Source organism: Pseudomonas sp. GW822-FHT06D10, from assembly GCF_058799535.1.
In genome coordinates this window covers 659,831-677,302 of record NZ_JBXALN010000003.1, presented here as the reverse complement: position 1 = coordinate 677,302, position 17,472 = coordinate 659,831, and the positions used below count along the sequence as shown (strand labels likewise).

The 17,472-nt window shown below is 59.1% G+C and carries 17 protein-coding genes; all 17 read left to right on the top strand.

What is annotated here, in order from left to right; all coding sequences use genetic code 11:
* Window positions 1–7: 7 nt before the first annotated feature.
* The 17 genes from mnmE to glmU all read left to right on the top strand — a co-directional run bounded on the left by mnmE (window position 8) and on the right by glmU (window position 17,452).
* The gene (gene mnmE, locus AC1RL5_RS13055; protein WP_093405774.1) at window positions 8–1,378 is read left to right on the top strand and encodes a tRNA uridine-5-carboxymethylaminomethyl(34) synthesis GTPase MnmE; all 1,371 of its coding nucleotides are present in this window, start codon (window positions 8–10) and stop codon (window positions 1,376–1,378) included.
* A 311-nt stretch (window positions 1,379–1,689) separates the two neighbouring features.
* Window positions 1,690–3,102, top strand: a complete 1,413-nt coding sequence (locus AC1RL5_RS13050) for an amino acid permease (RefSeq protein ID WP_103407645.1) — start codon at window positions 1,690–1,692, stop codon at window positions 3,100–3,102.
* Window positions 3,103–3,105: 3 nt separating this feature from the next.
* Window positions 3,106–3,927, top strand: a complete 822-nt coding sequence (locus AC1RL5_RS13045) for a phytanoyl-CoA dioxygenase family protein (protein ID WP_015637576.1) — start codon at window positions 3,106–3,108, stop codon at window positions 3,925–3,927.
* 546 nt (window positions 3,928–4,473) lie between these two features.
* Window positions 4,474–6,366: a tRNA uridine-5-carboxymethylaminomethyl(34) synthesis enzyme MnmG gene (gene mnmG / locus AC1RL5_RS13040; protein ID WP_011064390.1), complete on the top strand. Its 1,893-nt coding sequence runs from the start codon at window positions 4,474–4,476 to the stop codon at window positions 6,364–6,366.
* A 5-nt stretch (window positions 6,367–6,371) separates the two neighbouring features.
* Window positions 6,372–7,007: a 16S rRNA (guanine(527)-N(7))-methyltransferase RsmG gene (rsmG, locus tag AC1RL5_RS13035; protein WP_015637574.1), complete on the top strand. Its 636-nt coding sequence runs from the start codon at window positions 6,372–6,374 to the stop codon at window positions 7,005–7,007.
* 18 nt (window positions 7,008–7,025) lie between these two features.
* On the top strand, window positions 7,026–7,823 hold the full coding sequence (locus AC1RL5_RS13030) for a ParA family protein (protein ID WP_011064388.1): 798 nt from the start codon (window positions 7,026–7,028) through the stop codon (window positions 7,821–7,823).
* Between the two features lie 9 nt (window positions 7,824–7,832).
* The gene (locus AC1RL5_RS13025; RefSeq protein ID WP_011064387.1) at window positions 7,833–8,705 is read left to right on the top strand and encodes a ParB/RepB/Spo0J family partition protein; all 873 of its coding nucleotides are present in this window, start codon (window positions 7,833–7,835) and stop codon (window positions 8,703–8,705) included.
* Between the two features lie 148 nt (window positions 8,706–8,853).
* Window positions 8,854–9,261: a F0F1 ATP synthase subunit I gene (locus AC1RL5_RS13020; RefSeq protein WP_015637573.1), complete on the top strand. Its 408-nt coding sequence runs from the start codon at window positions 8,854–8,856 to the stop codon at window positions 9,259–9,261.
* A gap of 16 nt (window positions 9,262–9,277) precedes the next feature.
* Entirely contained in the window at window positions 9,278–10,150 is an 873-nt protein-coding gene (atpB, locus tag AC1RL5_RS13015; protein WP_011064386.1) for a F0F1 ATP synthase subunit A, read from the top strand.
* Window positions 10,151–10,282: 132 nt separating this feature from the next.
* The gene (gene atpE / locus AC1RL5_RS13010; RefSeq protein ID WP_002555987.1) at window positions 10,283–10,540 is read left to right on the top strand and encodes a F0F1 ATP synthase subunit C; all 258 of its coding nucleotides are present in this window, start codon (window positions 10,283–10,285) and stop codon (window positions 10,538–10,540) included.
* A gap of 57 nt (window positions 10,541–10,597) precedes the next feature.
* Entirely contained in the window at window positions 10,598–11,068 is a 471-nt protein-coding gene (locus tag AC1RL5_RS13005) for a F0F1 ATP synthase subunit B (protein WP_011064385.1), read from the top strand.
* Between the two features lie 12 nt (window positions 11,069–11,080).
* Complete coding sequence (locus tag AC1RL5_RS13000) at window positions 11,081–11,617, top strand: F0F1 ATP synthase subunit delta (RefSeq protein ID WP_011064384.1); 537 nt, start codon at window positions 11,081–11,083, stop codon at window positions 11,615–11,617.
* Between the two features lie 21 nt (window positions 11,618–11,638).
* Window positions 11,639–13,183, top strand: coding sequence for a F0F1 ATP synthase subunit alpha (gene atpA / locus AC1RL5_RS12995; protein ID WP_011064383.1), 1,545 nt, complete (start codon window positions 11,639–11,641; stop codon window positions 13,181–13,183).
* 50 nt (window positions 13,184–13,233) lie between these two features.
* On the top strand, window positions 13,234–14,094 hold the full coding sequence (atpG, locus tag AC1RL5_RS12990; RefSeq protein WP_011064382.1) for a F0F1 ATP synthase subunit gamma: 861 nt from the start codon (window positions 13,234–13,236) through the stop codon (window positions 14,092–14,094).
* 27 nt (window positions 14,095–14,121) lie between these two features.
* Window positions 14,122–15,498 (top strand): F0F1 ATP synthase subunit beta, encoded by a 1,377-nt coding sequence (gene atpD / locus AC1RL5_RS12985; protein WP_011064381.1) that lies wholly within the window; start codon window positions 14,122–14,124, stop codon window positions 15,496–15,498.
* A gap of 45 nt (window positions 15,499–15,543) precedes the next feature.
* Window positions 15,544–15,969: a F0F1 ATP synthase subunit epsilon gene (locus tag AC1RL5_RS12980; RefSeq protein WP_011064380.1), complete on the top strand. Its 426-nt coding sequence runs from the start codon at window positions 15,544–15,546 to the stop codon at window positions 15,967–15,969.
* Window positions 15,970–16,084: 115 nt separating this feature from the next.
* Complete coding sequence (gene glmU, locus AC1RL5_RS12975) at window positions 16,085–17,452, top strand: bifunctional UDP-N-acetylglucosamine diphosphorylase/glucosamine-1-phosphate N-acetyltransferase GlmU (RefSeq protein ID WP_103407644.1); 1,368 nt, start codon at window positions 16,085–16,087, stop codon at window positions 17,450–17,452.
* The last annotated feature ends 20 nt before the right edge of the window (window positions 17,453–17,472 follow it).

Here is a 17,472-nt window from a genome sequence, read left to right as displayed (position 1 = left end):
TCGGGTTATGAATGTCCCTCGTGAAACCATCGCTGCCATTGCTACCGCCCAGGGCCGCGGCGGCGTGGGTATCGTACGGATTTCCGGGCCCCTGGCGGGCGCGGCAGCCAAAGCCATCAGCGGCCGTGAGCTGAAGCCGCGGTTTGCCCATTACGGGCCGTTTCTCAGTGAGCAAGAAGAAGTCCTGGATGAGGGCATTGCCCTGTATTTCCCCGGGCCGAACTCCTTCACCGGCGAAGACGTGCTGGAACTGCAGGGCCACGGCGGCCCGATTGTTCTCGACATGCTGCTGCAGCGCTGCCTGGAACTGGGCTGCCGCCTGGCTCGGCCGGGGGAATTCAGCGAGCGTGCGTTCCTCAACGACAAACTGGACCTGGCCCAGGCCGAAGCCATTGCCGACCTGATCGAGGCCAGTTCGGCACAGGCTGCGCGCAATGCCCTGCGTTCGTTGCAAGGGGCGTTCTCCCAACGTGTGCATAACTTGACCGAGCAACTGATCGCCCTGCGGATCTATGTCGAAGCGGCGATCGATTTTCCCGAGGAAGAAATCGACTTCCTTGCCGATGGCCATGTGCTGAGCATGCTCGATGCAGTGCGTGACGAGTTATCCACAGTACTGCGTGAAGCCGGGCAGGGCGCCTTGCTGCGCGATGGCATGACCGTGGTGATCGCCGGGCGCCCAAATGCCGGCAAATCCAGCCTGCTCAACGCCCTGGCCGGGCGCGAGGCTGCCATCGTCACCGATATCGCCGGCACCACCCGGGACATCCTGCGCGAACATATCCACATCGACGGCATGCCGTTGCACGTGGTGGACACCGCAGGGCTGCGGGACACCGAGGACCAGGTGGAAAAGATCGGTGTCGAACGGGCCCTCAAGGCCATCAGCGAGGCCGACCGGGTGTTGCTGGTGGTGGACGCCACCGCGGTGGAAGCAGCGGACCCCTTCGCCCTGTGGCCGGAGTTTCTCGAACAGCGACCAGACCCGGCCAAGGTCACGCTGATTCGCAACAAGGCCGATCTGACCGGTGAACCCATTGCCCTGGAAACCTGTGACGATGGCCATGTCACCATCAGCCTCAGTGCCATGGCCGCGGGCAGCGGGCTGGAACTGCTGCGGGACCACCTGAAAGCCTGCATGGGCTATGAACAGACATCCGAAAGCAGCTTCAGTGCGCGCCGCCGGCACTTGGAGGCATTGCGCTACGCCAGTGCCGCCCTGGAACATGGCCGGGCACAGTTGACCCTGGCAGGTGCCGGCGAACTGCTGGCCGAGGACTTGCGCCAGGCCCAGCAATCGCTGGGGGAAATCACCGGGGCCTTCAGTTCCGATGACCTGCTGGGGCGGATCTTCTCCAGCTTCTGCATCGGCAAGTAATCATCCTTCCGAGCAAGCGCCTGTGGACAACTCCCTCTGGGATACCATCTGCGGGCGTTACCTTTATCCCCCATCCCAGCCCGCTGCGACATTGAGTAACATCGCCTGCCTGAAAATCACCGCTTTATCCCCCAGTTAATCAGCCGATAGCCGTCATATCGCAGAAGTTCGCGTAAACGCCGACTTGGTTCCCTATTTGCATCCCTTTTTTGTACAGGTTTATACATCTCGGGAAATCCCCCGGCATGCGTCGCCTGGGCCGACGGTTGGAAGCCGGCTGGTCTTCATGAACCTGCATTCAAGGAGCTGAAATGGCTGACGCGGGCACTGTTCTACAGCGTGGCCTGAGCACCCGGCACATCCGCTTCATCGCCCTGGGCTCTGCCATCGGCACAGGCTTGTTCTACGGTTCGGCGGCCGCCATTCAACGGGCGGGGCCTTCGGTCCTGCTGGCCTATCTGATTGGCGGCGCAGCCATCTACCTGACCATGCGCGCCCTGGGAGAGATGGCAGTCAGGACTCCTGTTTCAGGCTCTTTCGGACATTACGCCAGCAGTTATCTGGGACGTTTTGCGGGGTTTCTCACCGGCTGGAGCTACGCCTTTTCCATGCTCATGGTGTGCCTGGCTGACGTCACCGCATTTGGCGTCTACATGGGCCTGTGGTTTCCCGATACTCCCCGCTGGATCTGGGTGCTGAGCATTGTCCTGGGCATTGGCGCCTTGAACCTGTGCAGCGTAAAGGTGTTCGGCGAGCTGGAGTTCTGGCTGTCGCTGCTCAAGGTTGGCGCCATTGTGGCCATGATCGTCGGCGGCTTTACCCTGCTGTTCTTCGGCATCCAGCTTGGGGAGGAACAAAGCCGGGGAGGACTGGCCAATCTCTGGGAATACGGCGGCTTTTTCCCTAATGGCGTGGAGGGCATGATCGCCTCCTTCACCATCGTCATGTTCGCCTTTGGTGGAATCGAAGTCATCGGCATCACCGCCGGCGAGGCCAAGGACCCGCAGCGCATGATCCCCAAGGCCATCAACTCGGTACCGCTGCGGATCCTGATCTTCTACGTACTGACCTTGCTGATTCTGTTGACCCTGGCGCCCTGGTCGAGCATCGGTAGCCATGGCAGCCCGTTCGTGCAGATCTTCAGCAGCCTGGGGATCAGTTCGGCGGCCACGGCGCTGAATATCGTAGTGATTTCCGCCGTGGTCTCGGCCATCAACAGCGATATCTTCAGTGCCGGGCGAATGATGTATGGCATGGCGGCGATCGGGCAGGCGCCGGCAGTGTTCGCCAGGACCTCCCGCTTCGGCGTGCCCTGGATGACGGTATTGGTCATGTCGGTGGCGTTGCTGCTGGGGGTGCTGCTCAACTACTGGATCCCGCAGGAACTGTTCCTGATCTTTGCCTCACTGGTGACCTTTTCCGTGGTCTGGGTCTGGCTGATGATCCTGCTGTCACAAATGGCCATGCGTCGTGGCATGAGTGCCAGGGAAATCCACGAACTGAAGTTCCCGGTGCCCCTGGGCACTGCGGGTCAGGCCTGTGCCGTGGTTTTCATGTTGTTCATCTTCGGTGTGCTGGGCGCATTTGCCGATACGCGCCTGGCTCTGTATGTGGGGCTGGCCTGGTTGGTGCTGCTGTCGCTGGCCTATTGGATATGGATCAAACCGGATACCACCGGCTCGGCCGCCGCCGAGCCCGGTATCGGAACTCAGGAAAAGGGATAACCCATGGGATCGTTCGAGTTGCCACCTACAACCATTGAAGCCTTTCAGCGCGATGGCGCTGTGTGCATTCGCCAACTGTTCAGCAGCGATGAAGTCGGCCTGCTGGAGCGGGGGATCGAGCACAACCTGGCGTTTCCCAGCGAACGGGCCAAGGTCGCCAGCCGTCCGGACGACCCTGGCTGGTTCTTCGAGGACTTCTGCAACTGGCAAGAGAACCCGGCCTATCGGCAGTTCATCTTCCAGAGCCGGGTTGGCCATGTGGCTGCGCAACTGATGGGCAGCGACCAGGCTCGCCTGTATCACGACCACCTGCTGGTCAAGGAACCCAATACCCGGCAACGCACGCCCTGGCACCAGGACCAGCCGTACTACAACGTCGAAGGCCGGCAGAACTGCAGCATGTGGATGCCGGTGGACCCGGTGGCCCGGGAATCGACCCTGGAGTTCATTGCCGGCTCGCACCTGGGGCCCTGGCTGATGCCGCGAACCTTTCTCGACAACCAGGCCAGGTGGTTCCCCGAGGGCAGCCTGGCTGATCTTCCGGACATCGAGGCCGATCGTTCAGCATGGAACATTCTGGGCTGGGAACTGCAGCCCGGCGACGCAGTGTTTTTCCACATGCTGACCCTGCATGGGGCCGGCGGTGTAGGCGGAAATAGACGGCGGCGGGCGTTTTCCCTGCGTTTTCTCGGAGAAGACATGCGCCATGCCCCGAGACCATGGCGAACCTCACCGGAGTTCCCCGGCCTGGTCGAACAGTTGGCCGCCGGCGCCGCTCTGGAGCATGAGCTGTTTCCACGCTTGTGGCCTCGCGACCTGGCCTGAACGGTCATTTATCCACCGGCAGGTCGCGCTCGCGGCCTGTCTTTTCGCCTTATCCAGCTTCCATTTTCGTTCTTTGCCCTGGGCGAAGGGGGAGAGCTGTGGGCGTCTATCAGCGGAAAGCAGTTTTTTCTGTGGATTAAGCCCTGTGAATAACTGCCCTTCAGCTCAGTTGATAACCGGGCTCCAAAACTGAGGAAAACCACCTCTGTGGATAACCACCCCATTCATCCACAGGCTTAAACCGGTTATCCAAGGGCCTCATTGCCACCTAACCACAGACTTTAAAATCTCTGTACACATTGTAAATAAAGGGATACAGAGATCTATCCACAGATAGGGTGCTGTATAAGAATAAACATAAAAACAAGGTTTTAATAAATCTCTCTCTTTTAATTTCTATTGTCCGCCAGTCATCCACAGCTGGTTAAATTTTGTGCAAAGGGTTCTTTAGAAAGGTCGAAGTCCCTATACTTGCCGCCTTGGTCCAAAAACCAACCCGACAACTACTCCTAATTACTCCTACTTGAAGCAGGCACGAGGTGCGTGGTGGATTTCCCTTCCCGTTTTGAAGTGATCGTCATCGGCGGCGGTCATGCCGGTACCGAGGCAGCACTTGCATCAGCACGCATGGGGGCAAAAACCCTGTTGCTGACGCATAACGTGGAAACCCTCGGTGCCATGAGCTGCAATCCCGCGATCGGCGGCATTGGCAAGAGCCACCTGGTCAAGGAAATCGATGCCCTGGGCGGCGCGATGGCCATGGCTACAGATAAGGGCGGCATCCAGTTTCGCGTGTTGAACAGCCGCAAAGGCCCAGCCGTGCGCGCTACCCGCGCCCAGGCCGACCGCATTCTGTATAAGGCAGCTGTTCGCGAGATTCTGGAAAACCAGCCCAACCTGTGGATATTTCAACAGGCAGCTGACGACCTGATCGTTGAACAGGATCAGGTCCGTGGTGTTGTGACCCAGATGGGCCTGCGTTTCTTCGCCGAATCCGTGGTGTTGACCACCGGTACCTTCCTCGGCGGACTTATCCACATCGGTATGCAGAACTACTCCGGCGGTCGTGCTGGTGATCCGCCCTCGATTGCCCTGGCGCAACGACTTCGGGAACTGCCTCTGCGTGTCGGCCGCCTGAAAACCGGCACACCGCCGCGTATTGATGGCCGTTCTGTGGATTTCTCGGTAATGACCGAGCAACCCGGCGATACCCCGATTCCCGTGATGTCGTTCCTGGGGTCGAAAGAGCAGCATCCACCGCAAGTCAGTTGCTGGATTACCCACACCAACGCCCGCACCCACGAAATCATTGCTTCGAACCTCGACCGTTCGCCGATGTATTCCGGGGTGATCGAAGGCATTGGCCCGCGTTACTGCCCGTCGATCGAAGACAAGATCCATCGCTTTGCCGACAAGGAAAGCCACCAGGTCTTCATCGAGCCCGAAGGCCTGACTACCCACGAGCTGTACCCGAACGGGATATCCACCTCCCTGCCATTCGACGTGCAACTGCAGATCGTGCAGTCGATTCGCGGCATGGAAAACGCCCATATCGTGCGCCCGGGCTATGCCATCGAGTACGACTACTTCGACCCGCGGGACTTGAAGTACAGCCTGGAAACCAAAGTCATCGGTGGCCTGTTCTTCGCAGGCCAGATCAATGGCACCACCGGCTATGAAGAAGCCGGTGCCCAAGGTTTGCTGGCCGGGGCCAACGCGGCACTGCGTGCTCAGGGCAAAGACAGCTGGTGCCCGCGTCGCGACGAGGCCTATATCGGGGTACTGGTGGATGACCTGATTACCCTGGGCACCCAGGAACCGTACCGGATGTTCACGTCCCGGGCGGAATACCGCTTGATCCTGCGTGAAGACAACGCCGACCTGCGTCTGACCGAAAAAGGTCGTGAACTGGGGCTGGTGGATGACGTGCGCTGGGCCGCTTTCTGCAAGAAACGCGAAGGCATTGCCCAGGAAGAACAACGTTTGAAGTCCACCTGGGTTCGTCCGGGTACCGAGCAGGGTGATGCCATTGCACAAAAATTCGGCACGCCGCTGACCCACGAATACAACCTGCTGAACCTGCTGAGCCGTCCGGAAATCGACTACGCTGGTCTGGTCGAAGTGACCGGGCAGGGCGCTGAAGATCCGCAGGTCGCCGAACAGGTCGAGATCAAGACCAAGTACGCCGGCTACATCGATCGCCAGCAGGACGAAATTGCTCGCCTGCGCGCCAGTGAAGACACCAAATTGCCTGTGGATATCGATTACAGCGGTATTTCCGGCCTGTCGAAGGAAATCCAGAGCAAGCTCGGCGCGACCCGCCCGGAAACCCTGGGCCAGGCCTCGCGGATTCCCGGTGTGACCCCGGCAGCGATCTCCCTGTTGATGATTCACTTGAAAAAACGCGGCGCGGGCCGTCAGTTGGAGCAAAGCGCTTGAGTTCTATGGTCACCCCACAACACGCGGATGAGTTATCCACAGGCGCTCGCCAGCTCGGCGTCGAGCTGAGCCCGACCCAGCACCAATTGCTGCTGGGTTACCTGGCCCTGTTGATCAAGTGGAACAAGGCCTACAACCTCACTGCGGTGCGCGATCCCGATGAAATGGTCTCCCGCCATCTGCTCGATAGCCTGAGCGTGATGTCGTTCATCGAAAACGGCCGCTGGCTGGACGTCGGCAGCGGTGGCGGCATGCCCGGCATCCCGCTGGCGATCCTGTTTCCCGAGTCGCAAGTCACCTGTCTGGACAGCAACGGCAAGAAAACCCGCTTCCTGACCCAGGTCAAACTCGAACTCAAGCTCGAAAACCTGCAAGTTATCCACAGTCGGGTCGAAGCCTTCACCCCTGAGCAGCCTTTCAACGGGATCATTTCCCGGGCGTTCAGCAGCATGGAGAACTTCACCAGCTGGACCCGCCACCTGGGCGACCGCGATACACGCTGGCTGGCAATGAAGGGCGTCCATCCCTCGGATGAGCTGTTAGCATTGCCGGCAGACTTCCACCTCGATAGCGAACACGCCTTGGCCGTACCCGGTTGCCAAGGCCAACGCCATCTGCTGATACTGCGCCGCACGGCATGATTGGGAACACAAGCAAGAATGGCTAAGGTATTCGCGATAGCGAACCAGAAAGGTGGCGTGGGCAAGACCACCACCTGCATCAACCTCGCAGCATCCCTGGTAGCGACCAAGCGCCGGGTGCTGTTGATCGATCTTGATCCACAGGGCAACGCCACCATGGGTAGCGGTGTGGATAAACACGGTTTGGAAAACTCGGTCTATGACCTGCTGATCGGTGAGTGCGACCTGGCCCAGGCCATGCATTTCTCCGAGCACGGCGGTTACCAGTTGCTGCCGGCCAACCGCGACCTGACGGCCGCGGAGGTGGTGCTGCTGGAAATGCAGATGAAGGAAAGCCGTCTGCGCAGCGCCCTGGCGCCAATCCGTGAAAACTACGACTACATCCTGATCGACTGCCCGCCGTCGCTGTCGATGCTCACCCTCAACGCCCTGGTCGCCGCCGATGGGGTCATTATCCCCATGCAGTGCGAGTACTACGCGCTGGAAGGTTTGAGCGACCTTGTGGATAACATCAAGCGCATCGCCGAACTGCTCAACCCGGAGCTGAAGATCGAAGGCTTGCTGCGCACCATGTTCGACCCGCGCCTGAGCCTGATGAACGATGTTTCCGCGCAGCTCAAGGAACACTTCGGCGATCAGCTGTATGACACCGTGATTCCGCGCAACATCCGTTTGGCCGAAGCGCCGAGCTACGGTATGCCGGCGTTGGCGTACGACAAACAATCCCGTGGCGCGCTGGCCTACCTGGCCCTGGCGGGCGAGATGGTTCGCCGGCAACGTAAACAATCGCGCGTCGCAGCCGCCCAGCCAACTTAAGGAATCCCCATGGCCGTCAAGAAAAGAGGTCTCGGACGTGGACTGGATGCACTGTTGAGTGGTCCGACTGTCAGCGCACTGGAAGAACAAGCGGTGCAGGCCGACCAGCGTGAGCTGCAACACCTGCCCCTGGACCTGATCCAGCGTGGCAAGTACCAGCCGCGTCGGGACATGGACCCGCAAGCGCTGGAAGAACTGGCGAATTCGATCAAGAGCCAGGGCGTGATGCAGCCGATCGTGGTCCGGCCCATCGGTGGTGGTCGTTTCGAGATCATTGCCGGCGAGCGCCGCTGGCGCGCCAGCCAGCAGGCCGGCCAGGAAACCATCCCGGCGATGGTCCGCGATGTGCCGGATGAAACCGCTATCGCCATGGCTCTGATCGAGAACATCCAGCGTGAAGATCTCAACCCCATCGAGGAGGCGGTGGCCCTGCAGCGCCTGCAGCAGGAATTCCAGCTGACTCAGCAACAGGTCGCCGAAGCCGTGGGCAAGTCCCGCGTCAGCGTGGCCAACCTGCTGCGCCTGATCGCCCTGCCTGAGGTGATCAAGACCATGCTGTCCCACGGCGACCTGGAAATGGGTCATGCCCGTGCATTGCTCGGATTGCCGGAAAATCAACAGGTTGAAGGGGCGCGACACGTTGTCGCACGAGGCCTCACCGTGCGCCAGACCGAGGCCCTGGTTCGCCAGTGGCTGAGCGGCAAACAGGAACCTGCTGAACCGGTCAAGCCAGACCCGGATATCGCCCGTCTCGAGCAGCGTCTGGCCGAGCGCCTGGGCTCTGCGGTGCAGATTCGCCACGGCAAGAAGGGTAAAGGTCAGTTGGTGATCGGCTACAACTCCCTGGATGAGCTGCAAGGCGTCCTCGCTCACATCCGCTGAAACATTTCCTTATGTAGCGCGCAGTCGGAAATCACTACCCGGCAGTTGAATAGGGGCTGAACCGCCCCTATACTCTGCGCGCATTTTGTCGGCACAAATTATGCCAAGTTAATGAATTCTGGCAGCCGACCCTTGAGGAGCAAGAGCGATGGAAACCCGCACGCCAAACCGCTTGCCGTTTCATCGCTTGGCGGTTTTTCCGGTTTTACTGGCTCAGTTGATCATTTTACTGATAGCCGCTCTGGCGCTCTGGCAATGGCGTGGAGTCGTAGCCGGATACTCAGGCCTTTGCGGAGGACTGATAGCCTTGCTACCCAATGTGTATTTCGCTCACAGGGCATTTCGGTTTTCCGGCGCCCGAGCGGCCCAAGCCATCGTCCGGTCTTTTTATGCCGGTGAGGCGGGCAAACTGATTTTGACGGCGGTGCTGTTTGCACTGACGTTTGCAGGTGTGAAGCCATTGGCGCCGCTGGCTGTATTCGGCGTCTTCGTGCTGACCCAACTGGTCAGCTGGTTCGCTCCCCTGCTAATGAGAACAAGACTTTCGAGACCTTAGGGCGTTTGAGGCAACCATGTCAGCAGAAACAACCGCTTCGGGCTATATCCAGCACCACTTGCAGAACCTGACCTTCGGTCAGCTACCCAATGGGAGCTGGGGCTTTGCCCACTCCGCAGCAGAAGCCAAGGAAATGGGCTTCTGGGCATTCCACGTCGATACCCTCGGCTGGTCTGTCGCACTGGGTGTGATCTTCATTCTTCTGTTCCGCATGGCGGCCAAGAAGGCGACTTCCGGCGTGCCGGGCGCTTTGCAGAACTTCGTTGAGGTCATGGTTGGCTTCGTCGATGGCAGCGTGAAGGACAGTTTCCACGGCCGCAGCCCGGTGATCGCACCGTTGGCACTGACCATTTTCGTCTGGGTGTTCCTGATGAACGCCATCGACCTGGTACCGGTGGACTGGATTCCACAACTGGCCATGTTGATCTCCGGCGACCAGCACATTCCGTTCCGTGCCGTATCCACCACTGACCCGAACGCCACCCTGGGCATGGCCCTGTCGGTGTTTGCGCTGATCATTTTCTACAGCATCAAGGTCAAGGGCATCGGCGGCTTCATCGGCGAACTGACCCTGCACCCGTTCGGCAGCAAGAACATCCTGGTTCAGGCGCTGCTGATTCCGGTGAACTTCCTGCTTGAATTCGTGACCCTGGTTGCCAAGCCGATCTCGTTGGCACTGCGTCTGTTCGGCAACATGTATGCCGGCGAACTGGTGTTCATCCTGATCGCTGTGATGTTCGGCAGCGGCCTGCTGTGGCTCAGCGGCATGGGTGTGGTTCTGCAATGGGCGTGGGCTGTGTTCCACATCCTGATCATCACCCTGCAGGCCTTTATCTTCATGATGCTGACCATCGTCTACCTGTCGATGGCGCACGAAGAGAACCATTAAGACCAGTCTCGACTAGTCTGATGTCCCTCTCGTTGCGGCGAGAGGGGGCCCGTCTCGGGTCAATGAAACGATTTGTTTTACCGCTTTAATCTAAAAAACCTAAACCATACGACGTAAAAGTCGGGAGGAAAGATGGAAACTGTAGTTGGTCTAACCGCTATCGCTGTTGCACTGTTGATCGGCCTGGGCGCACTGGGTACCGCAATTGGTTTCGGCCTGCTGGGCGGCAAGTTCCTGGAAGGCGCAGCGCGTCAGCCAGAAATGGTTCCAATGCTGCAAGTTAAAATGTTCATCGTTGCCGGTCTGCTCGACGCCGTAACCATGATCGGTGTTGGTATCGCTCTGTTCTTCACCTTCGCAAACCCCTTCGTTGGTCAACTCGCTGGCTAATCACTCGATTCTTCGAGTTGATTGGTGTGACGGACAACGAACGAGCGAGGTGTTGGCGTGAACATTAATGCAACCCTGATTGGCCAGTCCGTTGCGTTCTTAATTTTTGTATTGTTCTGCATGAAGTTCATTTGGCCTCCGGTCATTGCAGCTCTGCACGAACGTCAAAAGAAGATCGCGGATGGACTGGACGCTGCCAGCCGAGCAGCTCGTGACCTGGAACTGGCCCAAGATAAAGCGGGTCAGCAACTGCGCGAAGCTAAAGCTCAGGCAGCTGAAATCATTGAGCAAGCCAAGAAGCGCGGTTCTCAGATCGTCGACGAAGCCCGTGAACAGGCTCGTGTCGAAGCTGAACGTGTGAAGGCTCAGGCTCAGGCCGAGATCGAACAGGAACTGAACGGCGTCAAAGACGCGCTGCGCGCCCAACTGGGCAGCCTGGCAGTCAACGGCGCAGAGAAGATCCTGGGTGCCACAATCGATCAAAACGCGCACGCAGAGCTGGTTAACAAACTGGCTGCTGAAATTTAAGCGAGGGCGATCATGGCAGAACTGACCACGTTGGCCCGACCTTACGCTAAGGCGGCCTTCGAGCACGCTCAGGCCCACCAGCAGCTGGCCTCTTGGTCAGCCATGCTCGGCCTGGCTGCAGCGGTGTCACAAGATGACACCATGCAGCGCGTGCTTAAGGCCCCGCGACTGACGAGCGCAGAAAAGGCCAGCACTTTTATCGAAGTGTGTGGCGACAAGTTTGATGCACAGGCACAGAATTTCATTCACGTTGCCGCCGAAAACGACCGTCTCCTGCTGTTGCCGGAGATCTCCGCTCTGTTCGACCTGTACAAGGCCGAGCAAGAGAAATCGGTGGATGTGGATGTGACCAGTGCGTTCGCATTGAACCAAGAACAGCAAGACAAACTCGCCAAGGTTCTCAGTGCACGGCTCGGCCGGGAAGTGCGACTGCACGCTGCGGAGGATGCCAGCCTTATTGGTGGCGTCGTAATCCGCGCCGGCGACCTGGTTATCGATGGCTCGATTCGCGGCAAACTCGCGAACCTTGCCGAAGCATTGAAATCTTGAGTTTGAAGGGGCAGCAGAGCAATGCAGCAACTCAATCCTTCCGAAATAAGTGAAATTATCAAGGGCCGCATCGAAAAGCTCGATGTGACCTCCCAAGCCCGTAACGAAGGCACTGTCGTCAGCGTATCTGACGGCATCGTGCGGATTCACGGTCTGGCCGACGTTATGTACGGCGAGATGATCGAGTTTCCGGGCGGCGTCTACGGTATGGCCCTCAACCTGGAGCAAGACTCCGTAGGTGCCGTTGTATTGGGCGCGTACACCAGTCTGGCTGAAGGCATGAGCGCCAAGTGCACTGGCCGCATCCTGGAGGTTCCGGTTGGTAAGGAACTGCTGGGTCGCGTAGTCGACGCACTGGGTAACCCAGTTGACGGCAAAGGTCCGCTGAACAACACCGAGACCGACGCGGTCGAGAAAGTTGCTCCAGGCGTGATCTGGCGTAAGTCGGTAGACCAGCCTGTACAGACTGGCTACAAGGCTGTCGATGCCATGATCCCAGTCGGCCGTGGCCAGCGTGAGCTGATCATCGGTGACCGTCAGATCGGTAAGACCGCTCTGGCGATCGACGCGATCATCAACCAGAAAGACAGCGGCATTTTCTGCGTCTACGTGGCTATCGGTCAGAAGCAATCGACCATCGCCAACGTGGTTCGCAAGCTCGAAGAAAACGGTGCACTGGCTAACACCATCATCGTTGCAGCGAGCGCTTCGGAATCTGCAGCACTGCAGTTCCTGGCTCCGTACTCCGGTTGCACCATGGGCGAATACTTCCGTGACCGCGGTGAAGACGCGCTGATCGTTTATGACGATCTGTCCAAGCAAGCAGTGGCCTACCGCCAGATTTCCCTGCTGCTGCGCCGTCCACCAGGCCGTGAAGCCTACCCAGGTGACGTGTTCTATCTCCACTCCCGTCTGCTGGAGCGCGCATCCCGCGTTTCCGAAGAGTACGTAGAGAAGTTCACCAACGGCGCAGTGACTGGCAAGACCGGTTCCCTGACCGCTCTGCCGATCATCGAAACCCAGGCTGGCGACGTTTCCGCGTTCGTTCCGACCAACGTGATTTCCATCACCGACGGTCAGATCTTCCTGGAATCGGCCATGTTCAACTCCGGGATCCGTCCTGCTGTGAACGCCGGTGTTTCGGTATCCCGTGTGGGTGGTGCCGCTCAGACCAAGATCATCAAGAAGCTGTCCGGTGGTATCCGTACCGCTCTGGCTCAGTACCGTGAACTGGCGGCATTCGCCCAGTTCGCTTCTGACCTGGACGAAGCGACCCGTAAGCAACTTGAGCATGGTCAGCGCGTTACTGAGCTGATGAAGCAGAAGCAATATGCGCCGATGTCCATCGCCGACATGTCCTTGTCCCTGTATGCCGCTGAACGTGGCTTCCTGACGGACGTCGAGATTGCCAAAGTTGGTAGCTTCGAACAGGCCATGATTGCTTACTTCAACCGCGATCACGCCGACCTGATGGCGAAGATCAACGTGAAGGGTGACTTCAATGACGAAATCGACGCTGGCCTGAAAGCCGGTATCGAGAAGTTCAAAGCCACCCAAACCTGGTAAGCCGCAGCGGGAGCCGCAAGGCTCCCGCTTGCTAACCTGATAGGTGTTACATGGCAGGCGCAAAAGAGATTCGCAGTAAGATTGCGAGCATCAAAAGCACGCAAAAAATTACCAGCGCCATGGAAAAAGTGGCGGTCAGCAAAATGCGCAAGGCACAAATGCGCATGGCTGCTAGCCGTCCTTATGCGGAGCGCATCCGCCAGGTTATTGGTCATCTGGCCAACGCCAACCCGGAATATCGTCACCCGTTCATGATCGACCGTGCTATCAAGCGCGTCGGTTACGTTGTGGTGAGCAGTGACCGTGGTCTGTGTGGTGGCTTGAACACCAACCTGTTCAAGGCCCTGGTCAAGGACATGGCGGTAAACCGCGAACAAGGCGTCGAGATCGATCTGTGTGTGGTCGGTAGCAAGGGTGCGGCCTTCTTCCGCAACTTCGGCGGTAACGTCGTTGCAGCTATCAGCCATCTGGGTGAAGAGCCGTCGATCAATGATCTGATCGGCAGCGTCAAGGTGATGCTGGATGCATACCTGGAAGGCCGGATTGACCGCCTGTCCGTGGTATCCAACAAGTTCATCAACACCATGACCCAGCAGCCGACCGTGGAGCAGTTGATTCCACTGGAGGCAACCCCGGATCAAGAACTCAAGCACCACTGGGACTACCTCTACGAACCGGATGCCAAGGAGCTGCTGGACGGCTTGATGGTCCGTTACGTGGAGTCGCAGGTCTACCAGGCGGTGGTCGAGAACAACGCAGCTGAACAAGCGGCGCGGATGATCGCAATGAAGAACGCTACCGACAACGCCGGTGATTTGATCAGCGATTTGCAGCTGATCTACAACAAGGCGCGTCAGGCTGCGATCACCCAAGAGATCTCGGAAATCGTCGGCGGCGCTGCCGCGGTTTAACGGTTCAAATATTCAGAGGATCCAGCTATGAGTAGCGGACGTATCGTTCAAATCATCGGCGCCGTTATCGACGTGGAATTTCCACGCGACAGCGTACCGAGCATCTACGACGCCTTGAAGGTTCAAGGCGCCGAAACCACTCTGGAAGTTCAGCAGCAGCTGGGCGACGGCGTGGTGCGTACCATTGCGATGGGCTCCACCGAAGGCTTGAAGCGCGGTCTGGACGTCAACAACACTGGCGCAGCCATCTCCGTACCGGTCGGTAAAGCGACCCTGGGCCGGATCATGGACGTACTGGGCAACCCAATCGACGAAGCCGGTCCTATCGGTGAAGAAGAGCGTTGGGGCATCCACCGTCCAGCACCTTCCTTCGCAGAACAGGCAGGCGGCAACGACCTGCTGGAAACCGGGATCAAGGTAATTGACCTGGTTTGCCCGTTCGCCAAGGGCGGTAAAGTCGGTCTGTTCGGTGGTGCCGGTGTAGGCAAGACCGTAAACATGATGGAACTGATCCGTAACATCGCCATCGAGCACAGCGGTTATTCCGTGTTCGCCGGTGTGGGTGAGCGTACTCGTGAGGGTAACGACTTCTACCACGAGATGAAGGACTCCAACGTTCTGGACAAAGTGGCACTGGTCTACGGCCAGATGAACGAGCCGCCGGGAAACCGTCTGCGCGTAGCCCTGACCGGCCTGACCATGGCCGAGAAGTTCCGTGACGAAGGTAACGACGTTCTGCTGTTCGTCGACAACATCTACCGTTACACCCTGGCCGGTACCGAAGTATCCGCACTGCTGGGCCGTATGCCTTCCGCAGTAGGCTACCAGCCGACCCTGGCTGAAGAGATGGGCGTTCTGCAAGAACGTATCACTTCGACCAAGCAAGGCTCGATCACCTCGATCCAAGCGGTATACGTACCTGCGGACGACTTGACCGACCCGTCGCCAGCGACCACCTTCGCCCACTTGGACGCCACCGTCGTTCTGTCCCGTGACATCGCTTCCCTGGGTATCTACCCAGCGGTAGACCCACTGGACTCGACCTCCCGTCAGCTGGACCCGAACGTGATCGGCAACGAACACTACGAGACCGCTCGCGGCGTTCAGTACGTACTGCAGCGTTACAAAGAGCTGAAGGACATCATTGCGATCCTGGGTATGGACGAGCTGTCGGAAACCGACAAGCAGTTGGTATCCCGCGCTCGTAAGATCCAGCGCTTCTTGTCGCAGCCGTTCTTCGTGGCTGAAGTCTTCACTGGTTCTCCAGGCAAATACGTTTCCCTGAAAGACACCATCGCTGGCTTCAAAGGCATCCTCAACGGTGACTACGACCACCTGCCAGAACAAGCGTTCTACATGGTCGGCGGCATCGACGAAGCGATCGAGAAAGCCAAGAAACTGTAATCCCGGCGCCCGGCAACGGGCGCTAATTTAGGTTGAGGCAAGCAGATGGCTATGACAGTCCATTGCGATATCGTCAGCGCGGAAGGGGAAATCTTCTCCGGTCTGGTGGAGATGGTGGTTGCGCACGGTGAACTGGGTGATCTTGGTATCGCTCTGGGTCACGCACCGCTGATCACCAACCTGAAGCCAGGTCCGATCCGCTTGATCAAGCAGGGCGGGGAAGCCGAGGTGTTCTACATCTCCGGTGGTTTCCTCGAGGTTCAGCCGAACATGGTCAAGGTTCTTGCCGACACCGTGCAACGTGCTGCCGACCTGGACGAAGCCTCCGCTCAGGAAGCCGTCAAGGCTGCTGAGAAGGCCCTGAATGAAAAAGGCGCAGATTTCGACTACGGTTCTGCTGCTGCACGTCTGGCCGAGGCCGCAGCTCAGCTGCGTACCGTCCAGCAGATCCGCAAGAAGTTCGGCGGCTAAGTCGCAGGCTTTCTGTGTGATTGATTAAAAAGGGTAGCCTCGGCTACCCTTTTTATTTTCCGCCATTCACCCCCCTCTTGGTCGCAGTCTGACCTTCCAGGATTGGTAGCCAGTCATGTCTCTCGAAATCGTTATCCTCGCCGCAGGCCAGGGCACCCGCATGCGTTCGGCGCTGCCCAAGGTTCTTCACCCGGTCGCCGGCAACTCCATGCTCGGGCATGTTATCCACAGCGCCCGGCAACTCGATCCACAGCGCATCCACGTGGTGATTGGCCACGGTGCCGATGCGGTGCGCGAGCGGCTGGCCGCCGACGACCTGAATTTCGTGCTGCAGGACAAGCAACTGGGTACCGGCCATGCCGTGGCCCAGGCGGTGCCCTTCATTAGCGCCGATACCGTACTGATCCTCTACGGCGACGTGCCGCTGATCGAAGTCGAGACCCTGCAGCGCCTGCTCAAGCAGGTGGGGCCGGAGCAACTGGGCCTGCTTACCGTCGAGCTGGACGACCCTACCGGCTACGGGCGCATCGTTCGTGATGCCGACGGCAAAGTCGTCGCCATTGTCGAGCAGAAGGATGCTGACGAAGCCACCCGCGCCATCACCGAAGGCAACACCGGCATTCTCGCAGTGCCCGGCAAGCGCCTGGGCGACTGGACCGGCCGGCTGTCCAACAACAACGCCCAGGGCGAGTACTACCTCACCGACGTGATCGCCATGGCGGTCAGCGACGGCCTGATCGTCGCCACCGAGCAGCCCCACGACGCCATGGAAGTGCAGGGCGCCAACGACCGCAAGCAACTGGCCGAGCTGGAGCGGCACTACCAGCTGCGGGCCGGCCGCCGGTTGATGGCCCAGGGCGTGACCTTGCGCGACCCGGCACGTTTTGATGTGCGTGGCGAAGTCATCGTTGGCCGTGATGTGCTGATCGACATCAACGTGATTCTCGAAGGCCGGGTAGTGATCGAGGACGACGTGGTGATCGGCCCCAACTGCGTGATCAAGGACAGCACCCTGCGCAAGGGCGCGGTGATCAAGGCCAACAGCCACCTCGATGGCGCGGTGATGGGCGAGGGCAGCGATGCCGGTCCGTTCGCCCGGCTGCGTCCCGGTACCGTGCTGGAAGCCAGGGCTCATGTGGGTAACTTCGTCGAACTGAAGAATGCCCACCTGGGCCAGGGTGCCAAGGCCGGCCACCTGACCTACCTGGGCGACGCGGTGATCGGTGCGCGCACCAACATTGGCGCCGGCACCATCACCTGCAACTACGATGGGGTGAACAAGCACAAGACGATCATGGGCGAAGACGTGTTCATCGGCTCCAACAACTCGTTGGTAGCACCTGTGGATATCTCCTCCGGCGCCACTACGGCTGCCGGTTCCACCATCACCCAGGATGTGGCCCCGGCTCAACTGGCGGTCGGCCGCGCCCGGCAGAAGAACATCGATGGCTGGAAACGGCCGGAGAAGATCAAGAAGGACTGAGGTTATCCACAACCGCGGAA